General features: G+C 32.9%; 11 protein-coding genes and 1 tRNA gene. 9 read left to right on the forward strand and 3 right to left on the reverse strand.

Going from position 1 to position 17,878, the window contains the following annotated elements; genetic code table 11:
* The first annotated feature begins 119 nt into the window (after positions 1 to 119).
* The 6 genes from QWY78_RS00025 (at position 120) to QWY78_RS00050 (ending at position 12,309) form a co-directional block, all read left to right on the forward strand.
* On the forward strand, positions 120 to 2,060 hold the full coding sequence (locus tag QWY78_RS00025; protein ID WP_290215627.1) for a type IV secretion system DNA-binding domain-containing protein: 1,941 nt from the start codon (positions 120 to 122) through the stop codon (positions 2,058 to 2,060).
* Between the two features lies 1 nt (position 2,061).
* Positions 2,062 to 2,919: a M23 family metallopeptidase gene (locus tag QWY78_RS00030; RefSeq protein WP_290215628.1), complete on the forward strand. Its 858-nt coding sequence runs from the start codon at positions 2,062 to 2,064 to the stop codon at positions 2,917 to 2,919.
* Positions 2,909 to 3,616: a hypothetical protein gene (locus tag QWY78_RS00035; RefSeq protein WP_290215629.1), complete on the forward strand. Its 708-nt coding sequence runs from the start codon at positions 2,909 to 2,911 to the stop codon at positions 3,614 to 3,616. The genes QWY78_RS00030 and QWY78_RS00035 overlap by 11 nt, the downstream gene beginning before the upstream one ends.
* Positions 3,617 to 3,627: 11 nt before the next feature.
* The gene (locus tag QWY78_RS00040; RefSeq protein ID WP_290215630.1) at positions 3,628 to 5,838 is read left to right on the forward strand and encodes a JAB domain-containing protein; all 2,211 of its coding nucleotides are present in this window, start codon (positions 3,628 to 3,630) and stop codon (positions 5,836 to 5,838) included.
* Positions 5,839 to 5,914: 76 nt separating this feature from the next.
* Positions 5,915 to 6,634, forward strand: coding sequence for a hypothetical protein (locus QWY78_RS00045; RefSeq protein WP_290215631.1), 720 nt, complete (start codon positions 5,915 to 5,917; stop codon positions 6,632 to 6,634).
* Positions 6,634 to 12,309: a DUF8464 domain-containing protein gene (locus QWY78_RS00050; protein ID WP_290215632.1), complete on the forward strand. Its 5,676-nt coding sequence runs from the start codon at positions 6,634 to 6,636 to the stop codon at positions 12,307 to 12,309. The genes QWY78_RS00045 and QWY78_RS00050 overlap by 1 nt, the downstream gene beginning before the upstream one ends.
* Before the next feature lie 105 nt (positions 12,310 to 12,414).
* On the opposite strand, the gene QWY78_RS00055 is transcribed toward QWY78_RS00050, so the two are convergent.
* Positions 12,415 to 12,485, reverse strand: a tRNA-Gln gene (locus QWY78_RS00055).
* A 147-nt stretch (positions 12,486 to 12,632) separates the two neighbouring features.
* On the opposite strand from QWY78_RS00055, the gene recA reads away from it, so the two are divergent.
* Together recA and htpG are read left to right on the forward strand one after the other, a co-directional pair.
* Positions 12,633 to 13,640 carry a recombinase RecA gene (gene recA / locus QWY78_RS00060; protein ID WP_290215633.1) on the forward strand — a complete coding sequence of 336 codons (1,008 nt, stop codon included), beginning with the start codon at positions 12,633 to 12,635 and terminating at the stop codon, positions 13,638 to 13,640.
* Positions 13,641 to 14,020: 380 nt separating this feature from the next.
* Positions 14,021 to 15,913, forward strand: a complete 1,893-nt coding sequence (gene htpG / locus QWY78_RS00065) for a molecular chaperone HtpG (protein WP_290215634.1) — start codon at positions 14,021 to 14,023, stop codon at positions 15,911 to 15,913.
* A gap of 202 nt (positions 15,914 to 16,115) precedes the next feature.
* On the opposite strand, the gene QWY78_RS00070 is transcribed toward htpG, so the two are convergent.
* Positions 16,116 to 16,421, reverse strand: coding sequence for an MGMT family protein (locus tag QWY78_RS00070; protein ID WP_290215635.1), 306 nt, complete (start codon positions 16,419 to 16,421; stop codon positions 16,116 to 16,118).
* Positions 16,422 to 16,473: 52 nt separating this feature from the next.
* Between QWY78_RS00070 and QWY78_RS00075 the strand changes: the two genes are divergently transcribed.
* Positions 16,474 to 16,620 (forward strand): hypothetical protein, encoded by a 147-nt coding sequence (locus QWY78_RS00075; protein ID WP_290215636.1) that lies wholly within the window; start codon positions 16,474 to 16,476, stop codon positions 16,618 to 16,620.
* A gap of 144 nt (positions 16,621 to 16,764) precedes the next feature.
* On the opposite strand, the gene QWY78_RS00080 is transcribed toward QWY78_RS00075, so the two are convergent.
* On the reverse strand, positions 16,765 to 17,739 hold the full coding sequence (locus tag QWY78_RS00080) for a deoxyhypusine synthase family protein (protein ID WP_290215637.1): 975 nt from the start codon (positions 17,737 to 17,739) through the stop codon (positions 16,765 to 16,767).
* Positions 17,740 to 17,878 lie beyond the last annotated feature (139 nt).

A 17,878-nucleotide genomic window follows, 5' to 3' on the forward strand; every position in this document is an offset into this window, starting at 1 on the left:
GGGGAATTGTATTAAATCAATTTATGCTTATATTTGAAGAAAGGCTCAAATTATAAAAATTCAAGCCTCAAACTTTTCAACTTACACACTTTACGGGATAGTGTCGTTTTTTCCAAAAGATGGTTTATTTTATCGTCTTATTGGACTGTGCTTCTTTGTTTTTCATCACTGCAAAAATTCCATTCGTAACAGAATTATTAACCAAATTTTCAAAGATGGGATTGTTTTATCCACCATTAAATGCGAAAATTTGCACGATAATTCTCATCACATTAGTTGCAATAGGAACTAGGGCGAAAAAGAAAATCGATCTCAATATCGGTAAACAAATCATTACACCAATTTTGATTGGTTTGGGATTGATGTTCGGTTCACTCATTTTCACTTCGCAAGCAGGAAATAATAATTTGCCCAAGATTATTCCGCCTTTAAATTTCTTCCAAATAATCTACACAATATTATCTTTTTTAGGTGCATTAATCGCACAAGTGGGAGCCGATAATATTTCAAAATTGATGCAACAAAAAATGGGTAAAGACCGATGGAATATAGAAGAAGAGAGTTTTGCACAAAATCAAGAATTGGTAAAAACGGATACTTCGGTAAATATTCCCTATTTGTTCAGATTTAATAAACGAACAAATAAAGGTTGGATTAACATTAATCCCTTCAGAGGAACAATGGTCATCGGAACACCAGGATCTGGAAAATCTTTCGGTGTAATCAATCCTGCAATTCGTCAGATGATTGACAAAGGATTCTGTCTTTGTATTTATGATTTCAAATTTCCTGATTTGGCAAAAATCGCTTACTACCACTATTTATTGAAGAAAAATAAAGATGAAAATTACCAACATCAATTCCACGTTATTAATTTGAATGAAGTTGAAAAATCCAAAAGGGTCAATCCTTTCAAGCAAGAATACATTCAAACATTAGCGGAAGCACAAGAAATGGCAGAATCTATGGTTTCATCTTTGCAAAAGGGAGGTTCCAGTTCTGGTGGTGGTTCGGAAGCATTTTTCACGCAATCTGCCATCAATTTTCTTTCCAGTTGCATCTACTTTTTTGCAAAATTTGAGAATGGAAAATATTCAGATTTGCCACATATTCTCTCATTTATGAATAGAAGTTATCAGGATATTTTTGATACACTATTTTCCAACGAAGAAATTTATTCTTTGCTTTCTCCTTTTAAAACTGCTTATGATAACAGAGCGTTTGATCAATTGGAAGGTCAGGTTGGAACTTTAAAAATATTCCTTTCAAGATTGGCAACCAAAGAAAGTTTTTGGGTTTTTTCTGGTGATGAAGTTCAATTAAAAATTACAGATACAGAAAATCCTTCCATCATCATTTTAGCATCTGATCCAAGTACACAAGATATAAATTCCGCTTTGTACTCTTCAGTTTTAAACAGAACTTTGAGATTAATCAATTCTAAAAATAATTTACCAGGAGGAATTATAGCCGATGAATTTCCCACCATTTACATTCATAAAATTGACAATGTAGTGGCAACTGCAAGAAGCAATAAAATTGCTGTTTTGCTAGGACTTCAAGAGATTCCTCAATTAAGACAGTTCTATAAAAAAGAAGTTGCAGATACGATTTCAGCAATTGTGGGAAATATAATTTCTGGCTCTGCAAGAGATAAAAACACTTTGGATTGGATGGAAAAAATGTTCGGAAAAATCAAACAGAAAAGTTATTCCCAATCTATTTCCCAACAAGGAACTTCGACCAGTATCAATGAAAAAATGGATTTTATGATACCTGCAGGAAAAATTGCAGCATTGAAAACTGGTGAAATGGTTGGAATGATTGCACAAGGTGAAGAAAATAATACTGAAGAATATAAAACATCTGCAATCAGCGGAAAAATAAATCTAGATATGAAAGCGCTGAAAATAGAGGAAGAAAACTATGTTCCGATGCCCAATTATTACTCATTTATCGACAAACGCGGCATTGATAGAAAAGAAGAAGTTCTCATGACCAATTTTAGAAAGATAAATAAAGAAGTAGAACTGATTGTAAATGATACCGTTAAAAATTAGAATGATGAATATTAAAAAAAAATTCGTGCTGATTCTTACAGTTGTTTTCTCCTATTCAATTGCAAAAGGACAATTTAATACACTGACAAGAAATATAGGTCAAAAGGAAACCATTTCAGTACTTCCAAGCGAAAATAAAATCACAAGAAGGGATTTTAAGAATGAAAAAAATAAGAATACTTCCTTCAAAAAACTTTTCAATATTACAACGAAAGGAGATTTAAAGAAGGAAATTGATTCTCTAAAAACAGTTGTATTTGAAAGTAAAAACAGCCAAAACAAGGAAGATAAATTCAATTTAAAAAAAATAGAAGATTCTTTGATACAATTACTCAAAAGTAAAATTGAATTTGAGAGCAAATCAACAACCTCTAAAAATATAAAAACATTTGAATTTTTGGACGATAATCCTTCAAACACAATATCCAAAATTTCTATGCCATTAAAGAACAGAATTTGGGTTACTTCTCCCTTTGGAAATCGCACACATCCCATTTTTGGTGGACAAAAATTTCATAAAGGAGCCGATTTAAAAGCAAACTATGAAAAAGTATATGCAGTTCTAGATGGAAAAATAATTGATGCAGGTTATGATTCCAAAGGTGGCGGAAATTACATTAAAATAAAACATTCCAATTCATTTGTCACTTCTTATCTCCATTTATCCGAAATCTACTACAAAGTTGGAGAATGGGTACATGCAGGGTTTATCATTGCAAAAAGTGGCAATTCTGGAAATTCCACTGGTCCACATTTACATTTTTCAGTGAGTGAAAACGGTAACTATATCAATCCAATACGATTTCTAAACGATTTAATTAAAGCAAACAATTTAATAGCAACACATTATGCAAACTAACAATTTACCAACCGACGATTTAAAAAAATACGGAATTGTAGAGCCAGATAATTCCTTTTCCAAAAAACTTTCTGCGGAAGATATTCAGAAATTCCTTCAAGGGTACACAATCGTAGCCGATAATGATAAAAACAGAGCAACTTTTCAACTGATTGAAAGTAATTCCAAACTGAAAGTCATCTTTTTGGAAAGAAATAAAAATATTTCAGAAATACTTGCCAATAGCAAAAATGGTATTGAATATTCGAACATTCAAGACCTTTCAAAAGAAGGAAACGAAATGAATTTTGAAAAAAAGGCATTTGTTTTTGATAAAGAAACGGATAAGGTGGTGGAATTTGATTTAATCAAAAACTCAACTGAATTAACTGCAATAATCTTGGACAAAAAAGATGCAATAGAAATTGATAAATACAAAACCGAACTTTTAAAACTGAAAAGTTTTTTACAAGACAAAATTGACCAATTTCCAGAAATTGGGAAAGAAATCACCAATGATTTGAATATCGTTTCAAGAGAAATCAATTCTGTAAATAGTATTTCTCGAAATGAAAACCGTTCTCAAAAACAGGAAAAATCTAACATTCAACTAGACGTAAATGATCCTGATTTATACGAAGATGCAAGCCGAAATCGGGAAGAAGAATCTCAAGAACAAGAGGAAGAAGTTCAAAAATCTAGAGGTTTTAGAAGATAAAATATTTTAAAATGAGCATCACATTAGAAATTAGCAAATACAATGAAAATCGGGAATCAGCAGGTTTTCAAAAAATGGATTTTTCTACCATAGATGAAGCAATCGCCAATCTGGAATTTATGAAAATGGGATATGATCATTTCAAAACGGGAGATTCTTTAATGGTAAGATTAAAGAAAGGCGAGAAAGTTCATCTCATAGATTACCATTCCGTTGTACCAATCAACGAAATTAGAAAAGAACTTGAAATAGCATTTCCTCAAATTTTAAAAGATGATGAAAAATCAAATAATACATCTCAAGAAAAGAAAACGAAACTATCTGCAAACTCGAATTTTGCGTTTGAGGAAGATGAAAGCACAAGGTATGCTACAACATCTGCAGGTGAAAAATTACCCTTTAAATTGTTTAAGTCTGGCGATTTTGCTGCCGGATCCAATATTTTACGGGAACCGCAAGATTCACTTCAATCCACAGATTTTGCATTAATTGAAAGGAGATTTGCAGAAAATAATACGTTGCAACTGTTTGGAAATGAAAAAATTACGAGTATCGATGATGTTGCTTGGCTTTTTAAATCTCTGGAAGATGAAGCCGTAGAACATGCTTTTTTAGTGTATGATTTTAAGGATAAAGGTTATTTTGTTCAGCATATTTCTACAGGAACTTTTGATGCAGCATTTGTAGATAACCGACTCATGATCGGAAATGTTTTAGAAGTTCAGCCAGATTCTATTACACTTGTTCACAATCATCCAAGTGGAAATTTGAAGGTTTCAAAAGCGGATATCAACTGTTTAGAAAAATTAAAAAATGCGCTGCAAGACACGAATATTACGGTAAATGATGGGATTATCATCAACTTAAGAAGTGGAAAATATGTGGTTTTCAATGAATTGGATTTATTTCACAGACACATGAAAGCAAACCATGATTCATTCAAACCAATTCAACCATATTCCTTCAGTAAACAAGTATTGGTAGAGAATTTTCAACCACAAAGCATTTCAAGTTCTGCGGATATTGCAAAATTCATCACGTCTCAAAAATTCGGAGTTTCCGATAAAACGGAACTGCTTTTAATCAATAATCAACTGAATATTGTTGGAAAATTCATAATGCCACCAGAAAATCAAGCAGATTTTATCGTAGGAAAAGTGGTGAAGTTTGGTGGTGCAAAATGTATTCTTTACGGAAACAATATCACGCCCGAAGAAATCAATTCCTACAATCAAAAGTTGAATTATTCAGGAATCGAAATTATAGATGCACTGCTTTTTAAAAGCGCAAATGGTAGAAAAATATATGATTCATTTGCTGACCAAGGTTTGCTAAAAGATATGTCAAAAGGAAGCAATATCAGTAATGAAGCAATCTCACAATATGGCAACAAAATAAATAATACAAAATCCTATTCTCAAGTAAAACCCAATCAACAAAATAAAGAACTTAACAATTTAAACCCAAAAATTATGGAAAAGAAAGAATTCAATCAAGAAGAGTATTTACAAAATCAACTGAAATATCTTGGTTTTGGTGAAGGTGAAAAACTTCACAAAGATTTAGAGGCAGGAATAAATTCTGTGGAACAACAATTTGAAATCAAAACGAAATCAGATAAAGCAATGCCAGGAAATGAGGTAGATTTCACTTTAAAATTCAATAAAACTGAAAGTGGCGGTGTGTTTTTTAATTCATATCAAGCAGTTTTAAAAGACGATAGAGGAGAAGAAATATCTCATAATTTTCCTGTAAACCGAGAAAACACTTTTACAGCAAAAGAAGCAGTTAATCTATTGGAAGGTCGCACGGTAAAAATTGAATTCCACAATCCAAAGTCAGATCAGTTAGAACCTGCCTTTGTAAAACTAAACTTTGACGAACCAAAAACCGAGAAGGGAAATTATATTTTTCAGAATTTTTATAAAAATTACGGAGTAGATACAGACCAAATTGTAGAAAAATCTAATCTGATTTTTGACAAGCCAGAATATCGAGAAAGTACCATAAAATCTTTAGAAAAAGGAAATATTGTTAAAGTGAAATATGAAATCGATGATCAGGTTTTAGAGGGAAAAGCCGTGCTCAATCCGCAATACAAAAACTTGAATATTTATGATCAGGATATGAACAGAATCAATACCAACAAACCACTTGAAGGTTTAGAAAATGATAATAAACACGACAAAAGCAATGTAAAGGAACAAAGTATTAAACGTTAGAAATTTATCCTTAAACAAAACAGAATAGCGGTAAATTTTTGAAAGATTTATCGCTTTTTATTTAATTCAAAAAATTATGTTTAAAAATTTTAAAAGCAAATTGAAAAGAGAAGAATTCATTTTGAAGTATAAGATTATCGTATTTTCCTCTTTTTTATTTCTAGTAATCGCTTGTAATAAAGAAATTAAACCAGAAAAAGGTGGGATAGATCTCATCTCGAATGTTTATGTAGATGCTTCAAAAGGTTTAAATAAAGTGCAAAATTTTCATATTTCTCGATTGAATTATTTGCATGATGATTTAATTGAAGTGATACCCGATCTGACTTTTCCAGAAATAACTGCCCAAATTTTTTATATAAAAGATTCGCTCTGCTTCAAAATTAATCCCGAGCAAAGTAAAAGCACCATTCTTTCAGAAATTTTTAAAACGCAGAAGTCAATTTTAACAGTAAAAAAACAAACAGGAGCAATTTTTTCTAATGAATGGATTCCAAACTACTTACATCGAAAAAACATCAGCGATACGGTTTTATTCAAGAAAAATTATAAAAGGTTTGAGATCAATTCCAAAGAAAGTTTTTCCAGATTTTACATTTACCCGACCGATACCATTTTGCCTTATTCAATTTATCGTCACGTTGAAAAAGACTATGGTGGAAGATTGGAACGCATAGATTCTTACAACAAAGAGAAAGATGTTTTCGTAACACTACAATTATTATCAAGAAAAAATTGGGACATTGAAGCCAAAGAAATCTTTGATTTTAATGAGTTTGTTAAAAAGAAAAAATAATGCAAACCAATTCTAATTTTTTCACACCCATTGAAATAGTAGAAATTTCAAAAGAGGTTTCAGTACTGGATTATTTCCAACATTTAGAATCTAAAAAGAAGGTCGTTTTCGATAAGAAAATTGGTAATGAATTTTATTTTAAAACAGATTACAATAAGTTTTCGGTTTCGGATAATGGCTATTTTGATTTTAAATCTGACGAAGGAGGACAAATCATAAAAGCAGTGATGGAATTTGAAAAATTAGATTGGAAAGATGCCATAAAATTTTTAAAAAACTTTAATGGCCAGTCTCAAGTATCAATAAATAATATAAAAGAAGTGCAAATGAATTTAGATAATTTTGATGTAAAATCCTCAAAAGCAGAAATCACTAATATACTTCGACCAAATAATGAAAAACTGCTTTCCTATTTTGAAGAAAGAGGTATTTCTAAACAAGTTTTGGTGGACAATACCAAGCAAGTTCATTATCAAATTGGAGATAAAAAATATTTTGGAATTGGTATAGAAAATCTTTCAGGAGGTTTTGAAGTCCGAAATCCATTGATGAAAAGCAAAATTGGCGACAATGATATTATTGAATTAAAAGGTGAGAAAAACGAGGTAATTGTGTTTGAAGGAATTACTGATACTTTATCCTTTATACAATTGTTGAAAGCCAATAATCAGAAAAATAATAGAACTTTGGTCACGCTCAATTCGGTAACAAATCTTGATAAATTTCTGGATAGGTATCAAAATTATGATGGAAAAATTTTTCTTTGCCTTGATGGTGATCGAGCTGGAGATTTGGCAACACAAAAAATTACCGAATCCCTTATTGGTAAAGAAATAAAAGATATTCGATTGTTGTACAGTATTTCAGAAAAAGGAAATAATGACCTGAATGATTATTTGCAAAATAAAATAAAAATTCAAAATAAAAATCTTAATTTAGTAGAACAAAAGATTCCATTAAATGAAAACGATAGAACTCAATCAGAAAGAATTTCCAACGCTCAGCACTTGGGATCCCAATTTTCTAGAAGAAATTTTGGAGAATCTGGCAAAAGCAGCCAATCCGAGCAAAGCGAAAATTCTGGAAGCCGACAAATTTTGGGCAGCAACAATGTTGGAAATGGACTTACAAGCGGAAACGGGTTCGATTTATCAACAAGAAACGGAAATGAATCCATTGGAAATTCACAACAAAATGATGTTGAAAAAAATGAAGGCAGAGAAAACGAATTGGACGGAGGATTATTAAAATCTTCAAAAAATTTACAATTATTAGAAGACCTTATTCAAAAATATAAAGGTCAAAAATTATCCAATGTGCAAGTCGCAGAAGTAGTTTCTGTGGCTTGTTTTGTTTCGGATGATAAGAAAATTTTGCTTTTAGAAAATTTAATAATCACAGATGATTTAAAAGACATTTGCAATCAATACAAATCTGGTGGAATAGCAAAAGATGGACGTGGAATTTTAGATGAATATTATACGGATAGCAGAATTGTAGATGCCGTTCAAAATTTAATTAAAGTTCATTTTAAAAATAAAGATGAAATTTCAGTTTTAGAACCGAGTGTAGGAACAGGAAATTTCATCAATGCTTCGGTAGGATTAGCAAAAAAAATTGAGATTACTGCTTTTGAAATTAATGATGTTACTGCTAAAATTGCTAAAATATTTAATCCAAAAATAGACATCAATCTTCGTTCTTTCGAAACTGAATTTATTGAAGAAAACGGAACAAAAAAAGAAGAAGCAGATTATCTTGAGAAATACGATTTAATTCTCGGCAATCCTCCTTATGGCGAACATCGCGGTTTATACAAAGGTTTAGGAGAAGAACCAAAAATTTCTAAATATGAAGATTATTTTGTAAAACGTGGAATGGATTCTTTAAAGGAGGGCGGAATTTTAGCAATGGTTTTACCTTCTGGATGGCTCAATCGACAATCGAAATCAAATAATTTCGATTTAATAAATGCGTACCGTTTACCAAGTGGTGTATTTGCGGGAACACAAATCGGCGTTGATATCATTATTCTCAAAAAAAATCAACAAAATCGCAATCAAGATTTATCTAATTATTTCGAGAAAAATCCTCAAAACATTTTAGGGGAAATCAGAGAAAAAACCAATCGATTTGGGAGCTTAGAAAACTACGTTTATGGTAGTTTGGATGAAGCACTTATTTTGTTGGAAAACCTTCAAAACAAAAAAGAAACCTATAGAATTGGAAATCTTTTCGATGATTTAGAGAATGAAGAATTCAATATAGAGGAGAATAATTCTAAAAATATTCAACCAGAACAGATTAAAAAAGAATTAGAAAAGTTAGAAACTACTTCTGAAACTTCTACGAATTTTGTGATTGGCAAAATAGAGGAAGTGCTTTTAAAACTCAATGAGATTAAATTCAAATCTCCGTCTATCAATAGTGAGATCAAAAAATTTGAAAGATTTAAAAATCAGATTGCAGAAAACGCTAAAACATTTTCCGATGTCAAACTTAAAGAAATTGTTGAAAAAGCAGACAAAATTCTACAATCTCAAAATATACAAAGTGCTGAATATGAAGTTCAATCGCAACCTTTAATCAAGAAAGGTATTTTAAAATATCAATTTAGCAAAGAAGATCCAATTGTAGAAAGTTCGCTGCAAAATAATCCGAATATTTCTCCGGAACAAATTTCCGCATTTAGAGATACTTCCTATGATGGAACATTGAAAAATCATCAAAAGCATTTGCAATTTGCTAATTTTAGCGATGGAAAATGGATTCACGATTTCTATTATGCAGAAGGAAATATTTATTCTAAACTGGAGCAATTAGAAGCAGATTTTCAAAAAAAGAATTACACTGACTTAAATCCGCTACAATACCAGAAACAAAAAAAACTATTAGAAAATGTTTTACCAAAACATAAAAATTTAGATGAAATATCTGTGAATCCAAATCACGAATTTGTTCATCAATTTAAATTGGGCAATATTGAAAAAGAGCAATACAATCATGAAAAAAGAGAAACTGAAACGGTAATTGTTGAATATAATCTTGCAGAAAAATTCAAAGATTTTGTCAGCAATCTTCCGAGCGATGCTTTTGCAGGTTCTTCATCCTGGGAAGTTAGAAGTTTCGTGGATAACGAAAGCGTTACAGGAAGCGATAAAGAAAGAAATGCATTAGTTCGGGAACGAAGAAAAGCCGCAGCAAATGATTTGTTTTCAAAATTTATTAGAGAAGAACTTTCTGATGATTTAAGAGAGCGATTTGTGAAAGACTTTAACCGGAATTACAATAATATTCACGTTCCAGATTATTCAAAATTTCCATTATTTTCTAAAATTCATCAAAATTTTAAAGGTGTAGCATTAAGATTGACGGAAGTTCAAAAATCAGGAATTGGACGGCAAACTACAAAAGGAGTGGGACTTTTAGCACACGAAGTAGGTTTTGGAAAAACTCTTTCTGGAATTCTTTCAATGCACGAAGCAATGGAAAGGGGAAATGCGAAAAAACCATTAATTGTAGTCCCAAATGATAGTATTTTAAAACAATGGGTAGAAACTATTTTTGAAACCATTCCAAATGCAAAAGTGAATGTTTTAGGCAATCTTGGTAAAGATTATGACTTGTCAAAATTTGATAATAAAAAAGGAGAGATTACCATTGTTACTTATGAAGGATTTAATAATATTGGATTTTCAAATGAAATCACCGAAGAATTATCGTCAAAATTCAATTACATTTCTGCCAATGAACTCAAAAGTGTAACCAACACAGAAAGAGATTTTCAAATTGAATTACAGAAAGAAAAAGAAATTGAAGGCAAAATGAAACGTGGGAAAATTTACGATTGGGAAGATTTTGGATTTGACCATTTGACTTACGATGAAGTTCATAATGCCAATCACATCATTGGAAAAGTCAGAATTGAAGATCGTAGATTTTCTTCAGATTTTCGAAATCAAAACCAACAAACCTCGAAATTGGGAATCAATACTTGGATGGCTTGTCAATACATTCAAAAAAAGCAAAATGGCAGAAATGTAACGCTACTTTCAGCAACACCTTTTACCAACAAACCTTTGGAATATTATTCTATTTTGTCATTAATCGCCAATAAAAGATTAGAAGAATCAGGTTATTTTAACGTGAATACATTCTTTGAAACCTTTATGGAAGCGGATAACGATATGGAAATTGATGCGAAAGGTGATGTTAAGTTCAAACCAAATGTGCGAAGATTTAAAAACAATCAATTATTCCAACAATTGCTTTCTGAATTTATCGATATTAAAGGGGAGGAAGATAATTTGGAGTTAATTCGTCCAAACAAAATAAATAAAGAATACAAAATTGAGCAAAATGATTTGACAAAAGAACAATATGATTTATTGAATCAAAATTTCGATGATGATGCAAAAGGTGCAATTCTAACTCATATTCTCAACGCACGATTAATTGCATTTTCTCCCTATCTATCAATCTATTATGAAGGGGTAGAACCAACCTTGAAAGAATTTATAGAAAACTCTCCAAAATTAAAAGAAACAATGAATCTCATTCGGCAAAATAAAAATGACCTTCCAGATTCTGGACAGATTATTTATTCTGAATTAGCCGTAGCACAATTTCCGAAATTGAAAGAATATTTAATAAAAGAATTGAATTACTCTCCTGAAGAAGTAGGAATAATTACAGGAAGCACACCTAAAAAACAGCGAGTAGCAATACAAGATAATTTCAATTCAGGAAAAATTAAAATAGTAATTGGAAGTGAAGCCATTCAAGAAGGAATGAATTTGCAAGAAAAGACAACCGATGTGTATCTCCTAACTTTACCTTACAATTTCACTTCTTTAAGACAAGTAGAAGGAAGAGCGTGGAGACAAGGTAACAAAAATGAAAATGTGAGAATCAATTTTATGCTGACCAATGATAGTATTGATGTTTTTATGTTGCAAAAATTGCAAGCAAAACAGGCAAGATATTTGGAAGCAATGAAAAAAGGTGCTAATGTTTTAGATATTTCGGATATAAGTACCCAAGAACTCAAAACTTCTATCATTACCAATCCGGAAACTAGAGCCAAAATTGAAATTGAATTGCTGAAGAAAAAGTTAGAAAGCGAGAAGAATAAATTTCTTGCAGATAATGCTTTTGTATTACGGAAATACGAAGATTTTACAAAAGTACAATCAGAGGTCTATAAAGCGGAAAATGCGTATCAGAGAATTTTAGAATATTCCAAAAATAGCGAAGACGTAAATGCGTCTTATTGGGAAACGCAATTGGTATCTTACCGACGAAATATAGATTTAGCAAAAGCAGAAGTACAAAGTACTATTTTTAAACTATCTGAAAAAGGTGTAAATGTAACTGAAATAGAAAAGCAAACTCAAACTACCGCCGAAAATATCGCCAAAATAGATGAAAAACTGGAAGCATTACCTTTTACGGAAGCAGATTTAATTGAACAATATGAAGAGGAGAGAAAATTGAGATTGGAATTGAGTGATAATATGGATTTTGTAAAAGAAAGGAAACTTGAAAATGAAATGCTTTTTCAGAATAATATTTCTGATGTAAAAATAGATTCAAAAAAGCAAACGGAGAATGATCAAGCAAAAAACAATTACATAAATACAGACAATTATTTTAGAAATTCTGCTCGGAGGTAGCATTCAATATTTTGATGCACAAAATTGTTAAAATAAAAAATCAGGAACGTTAGTCCCTGATTTAGTCCCTAATAATGTTAAGTTGCTGATTTACAGCGTTGTTTGTAGACCCACAGGGATTCGAACCCCAACTGACGGTACCAAAAACCGGAGTGCTACCGTTACACCATGGGTCTGTCATTATTTTGGTGGTGCAAATCTAAAAAATATTTTCTTATCAAACAATTAATTCTAAACAATTATTTGAAAAAAGTAAGAATTATAATTTTAAATGATTTATTTTCAAATTTTAATTCCGTATTTTTGAAAAAATAATTTTACAAATGAGCAGTATCGAAGATAAGAAAAAAGCACTGGCTTTGGTGCTTGAGAAATTGGATAAAACCTATGGCAAGGGAACCGTAATGACCTTGGGAGACGCCTCTGCGGATACTTCTATTGAGGTGATTCCGTCTGGGTCATTAGGATTGGATTTAGCCTTAGGAGTGGGTGGTTACCCAAGAGGAAGAGTGATTGAAATCTATGGGCCCGAATCTTCTGGTAAAACGACTTTAACTTTGCACGCCATTGCAGAAGCGCAAAAAGCGGGCGGAATTGCTGCTTTTATCGATGCTGAACATGCATTTGATAGAGGATATGCTAAAAAATTAGGAATTAATTTAGACGATTTAATAATTTCTCAGCCAGACAATGGGGAACAAGCGTTGGAAATTGCCGATAACTTAATCCGTTCTGGAGCGGTCGATATTGTGGTGATTGACTCGGTGGCAGCTTTGACTCCGAAAGCGGAGATTGAAGGCGAAATGGGCGATTCTAAAATGGGTCTTCATGCACGACTGATGTCTCAGGCATTGAGAAAATTAACAGGAACAATTTCTAAAACGAAATGTACGGTGATTTTCATCAATCAGTTGAGAGAGAAAATTGGAGTAATGTTTGGAAATCCAGAAACGACTACGGGTGGAAATGCTTTGAAGTTTTACGCTTCGGTAAGGATTGACATTAGAAAAGCAAGTGCGCCGATTAAAACAGGCGATGAGGCAGTAGGTAGTCGTGTAAAAGTGAAGATTGTAAAAAACAAAGTCGCACCTCCATTTAAAATTGCAGAGTTTGATATTATGTACGGGGAAGGTATTTCTAAAACTGGTGAAATATTAGATGCAGCCGTGGACATGGGAATCGTTAAAAAAAGTGGTTCTTGGTTCAGTTATGCAGAGACGAAATTGGGTCAAGGTCGTGATGCAGTAAGAGATATGCTGAAAGATAATCCTGAACTTGCAGATGAACTGGAAGCAAAAATCAGAGAAGAGATTAAAAATAAAAAAGCATAAAATGTCGATTTGATATTTGAAAGACTTAGATTTAAGGCAGCGATTACGCTGTCTTTTTTTATGTTGAATGAGGAGCAGTTAGATTTTGGTTTCTTTCCAAACCGGTCCCGCTTTCACTACTCGCTTTTTTTGCGACCAAAACTTTAGCATAAAAGAAAAGTGGTTATTCGCAAAAAAGAGCTCAAACAAACCGTTCAATCGGGGCTAAAAGATCAGGCATTTATTCTTTTCAACGAAGAAATTAAAGCGCTTTCATTCGTTCAAAAAACTTACTCTTCAATCAAATCGGGGTTTGCCCAAAAAAAATTGACAATGTGTCACTTTGAGGAGATTGGTGTTTTATTTGAGAACTCAACTGCATAATTTAAAAATCAATTAACATGACAAAAGGAAATATTAATGTATCGGTGGAAAATATTTTTCCCTTAATTAAGAAGTTTTTGTACAGCGATCACGAAATATTTTTGCGTGAACTGATTTCTAATGCAACGGATGCGACTTTGAAGTTGAAACATTTAACCAGCATTGGAGAAATTAAAACGGATTACGGCCAACCGAAAATTGAAGTGAAAATTGATAAAGACGCAAAAACTTTAACCATCATTGACCAGGGAATTGGGATGACCGGAGCCGAAGTTGAAAAATACATCAATCAGGTTGCTTTTTCCGGAGCGGAAGAATTTTTAGAAAAATACAAAGATTCGGTAAAAGATTCTGGAATTATTGGTCATTTTGGTCTTGGATTTTACTCGGCTTTTATGGTGGCTGAGAAAGTGGAGATTCTTACTAAATCTTACAAAGAGGAGCCAGCAGTTCGTTGGATCTGTGATGGAAGTCCACAATATACTTTGGAAGATACAAACGACAAAACGGACAGAGGAACTGAGATTGTTCTTCATATCGCCGAAGATTCTACAGAATTTTTGGAGGAATCAAGAATTCGTGAATTGCTTTTGAAGTATAATAAATTCATGCCCGTTCCAATTAAATTTGGAACGAAAACGGAGACTTTACCTTTAGCGGAAGACGCTGCTGAAGATGCAAAAGCAGAAACGGTACAAGTTGATAATATCATTAATAATCCAACTCCGGCCTGGACAAAAACTCCTAGCGAACTTTCTGATGCTGATTACAAAGAATTCTACCATGAGTTGTATCCAATGCAATTTGAGGAGCCTTTATTTAATATTCATTTGAATGTTGATTATCCGTTCAATTTAACTGGAATTCTTTATTTCCCGAAATTGACCAACGGTTTAAATATTGAGAAAGATAAAATTCAATTGTACCAAAATCAGGTGTATGTAACCGATGAGGTGAAAGGAATTGTACCTGATTTCTTAATGCTATTGCGCGGTGTGATCGATTCTCCGGATATTCCGTTGAACGTTTCGCGTTCTTACTTACAAGCTGATGGTGCGGTGAAGAAAATATCTTCGTACATCACCAAAAAAGTTGGAGATAAAATGGCTTCTTTATTTAATGAAAACCGTGAAGATTACGAGAAAAAATGGAACGACATTAAAATCGTGATTGAATACGGAATGATCTCTGAAGATAAATTCTTTGATAAATCGGACAAGTTTGCATTATACCCAACAACCGAAGGAAAATATTATTTATGGTCAGAATTGGAAGAGCAAGTAAAACCAATGCAAACTGATAAAGATGGAAATTTTGTGATTCTTTACTCAACCAACGCAGATGAGCAGCACAGTTATATTCAGTCTGCGAAAGATAAAGGTTATGAAGTATTGCTGTTGGATTCGCCAATCGTTCCTCATTTGATTCAAAAACTAGAACAAAGCAAGGAAAAAATTTCTTTTGCCAGAGTTGATGCCGATCACCTCAATAATTTAATTAAAAAAGATGATGCTGCGATTTCTAAATTGAATGAAACTGAAAAAGAATCATTGAAGAAAAACATCGAAGAAGCAGTCAACGACACTAAATTCTCTGTTCAAGTAGAAGACTTGGGAAGTTCGGAAGCTCCGTTCATGATTACACAACCAGAATTTATGCGCAGAATGAAAGATATGCAGGCGACGGGTGGTGGCGGAATGTTTGGAATGAGCGGCTTCCCGGAAATGTATAATTTGGTGGTGAATTCTAACAGCGAATTGGCCGCAGAAATTCTGAAAAATGATAATGCAGAAGAGAAAAATTCTAAAATTAAATATGCTTTAGATTTGGCGAAACTTTCTCAGAATTTGCTGAAAGGAAAAGATCTGACAGAATTTATTCAGAGAAGTTATCAGCAGTTGAGTAAGTAATTGGATAGCAGACAAAAACTAAAATATTTTTTTGTTTGGTACTTATAACTTATAACCTTGTCAGGGTTTAAAACCCTGACAAGGTTTTTTAAGGCTAATTTCCATGGTCCTGTTTCATATGATTTTCATTGTGAGTTTGGTTGAATTTCATAGGATTTTATCCTATGCTTTGTTAAGGCGCCACTTCGTGGCTCGTGTATTTTTACAATTCTTCCAACGGATTCCAAAATACTTCTTTAAAATTCTGAATTTTTCCCTCGTTCACTTCCACGCCTTCAATTTTTAATTTTCCTACAAAATCGCGAAGGCAACTTGCTGTAATTCTCCCAGACGCATTGCAAACGCGATGCGCCGGAAAATCTTCCTCATAATTCCGCAAAGCGTTTCCGACATGTCTTGCATGATTCGGATACCCAACCGCTCTTGCAATCGCGCCATAACTCGTCACTCTTCCTTCCGGAATCAGCATGATGATTTCAAAAACCTGTTTTTTGAATAGCTCGTTCACTTTGTTAATTTAATGTTAATTTTGTACATTAGAATCTACAAATATAAAAGTTATGAAAAAAAAATTCTTTATAATTCTTAATAAAATCAATAAGAAAGTTTTACCAAAACTAGGGGGACAAGATCCCTTGAAAATGAACAAATTTCAAAAAGGAATATTGGCTTATCGGTATTATGTGGTGATTAATTCTTTGGATTAGTTGATTTATCTTCATCATACTTTAAGCAGGAAACTAAAAGCAGCACAAGAAAATACGACAAAAAAAATACGCCTATTTAAAGGCGTAATTATAATTATAATTTAAAATTTAGTTTTCTAACATCTAACATCTAACATCTAAATTTTAAGAATTCTCCAATATATAAGAGAACATCAGCGGTGCACAAATCGTTGCATCGCTTTCAACGATAAACTTCGGTGTAGTGATGTCCAGTTTTCCCCACGTGATTTTTTCATTCGGAACAGCTCCTGAATACGACCCGTAAGAAGTCGTAGAATCAGAAATCTGACAGAAATACGACCAAAATGGTGTATCCGTCATTTCCATATCTTGATACAACATCGGGACCACACAAATTGGGAAATCTCCAGCGATTCCACCACCAACTTGGAAGAATCCAACGCCTTTTCCACCTGAATTTTTAGGGTACCAATCTGCCAAATACATCATGTATTCAATTCCAGATTTCACGGTAGAAGGCTTTAATTCACCTTTGATACAGTAGCTTGAGAAAATATTTCCCATCGTGGAATCTTCCCAGCCTGGAACAACAATCGGTAGGTTTTTCTCTGCCGCAGCAATCATCCAGGAGTTCTCTCTCGGAATTTCATAATACTGCTCCAAAACTCCGGACAAAATCATTTTGTACATATATTCATGCGGGAAAAAACGCTCGCCAGCGGCTTCCGCATCTTTCCAAATCTTCACGATATGCTCTTGCAATCTTCGGAACGCTTCCTCTTCTGGAATGCACGTGTCCGTCACCCGATTCAATCCTTTTTCCATTAAATCCCACTCTTCCTGCGGTGTTAAATCACGATAATTTGGTACACGTTTGTAATGAGAGTGTGCGACCAAATTCATTAAGTCCTCTTCTAAATTCGCTCCAGTACAAGAAATAATATGCACTTTATCTTCGCGAATCATTTCAGCTAAAATTTTTCCAATCTCCGCGGTGGACATTGCACCCGCCAGAGTGATCATCATTTTTCCGCCATCTTTTAAATGGGCAACATATCCTTTTGAAGCATCTACCAAAGCTGCAGAATTAAAATGCAGGTAATATTTTTCGATAAATTCCGTAATCGGTTTACTCATAATTTTTTGATTTTAGCAAAGATAATCAATTTTAAGAATTTCTTTAGGAGCATTGCCTTTTATGCTTTTTATAGAGACCTGTCCAGCTTTCCGCTCTATCTCTGGCTCGTCCGAAAGACGAGCCAGAGGATGCCGCTGC

Source organism: Kaistella yonginensis (assembly GCF_030409525.1).
GTDB lineage: Bacteria > Bacteroidota > Bacteroidia > Flavobacteriales > Weeksellaceae > Kaistella > Kaistella yonginensis.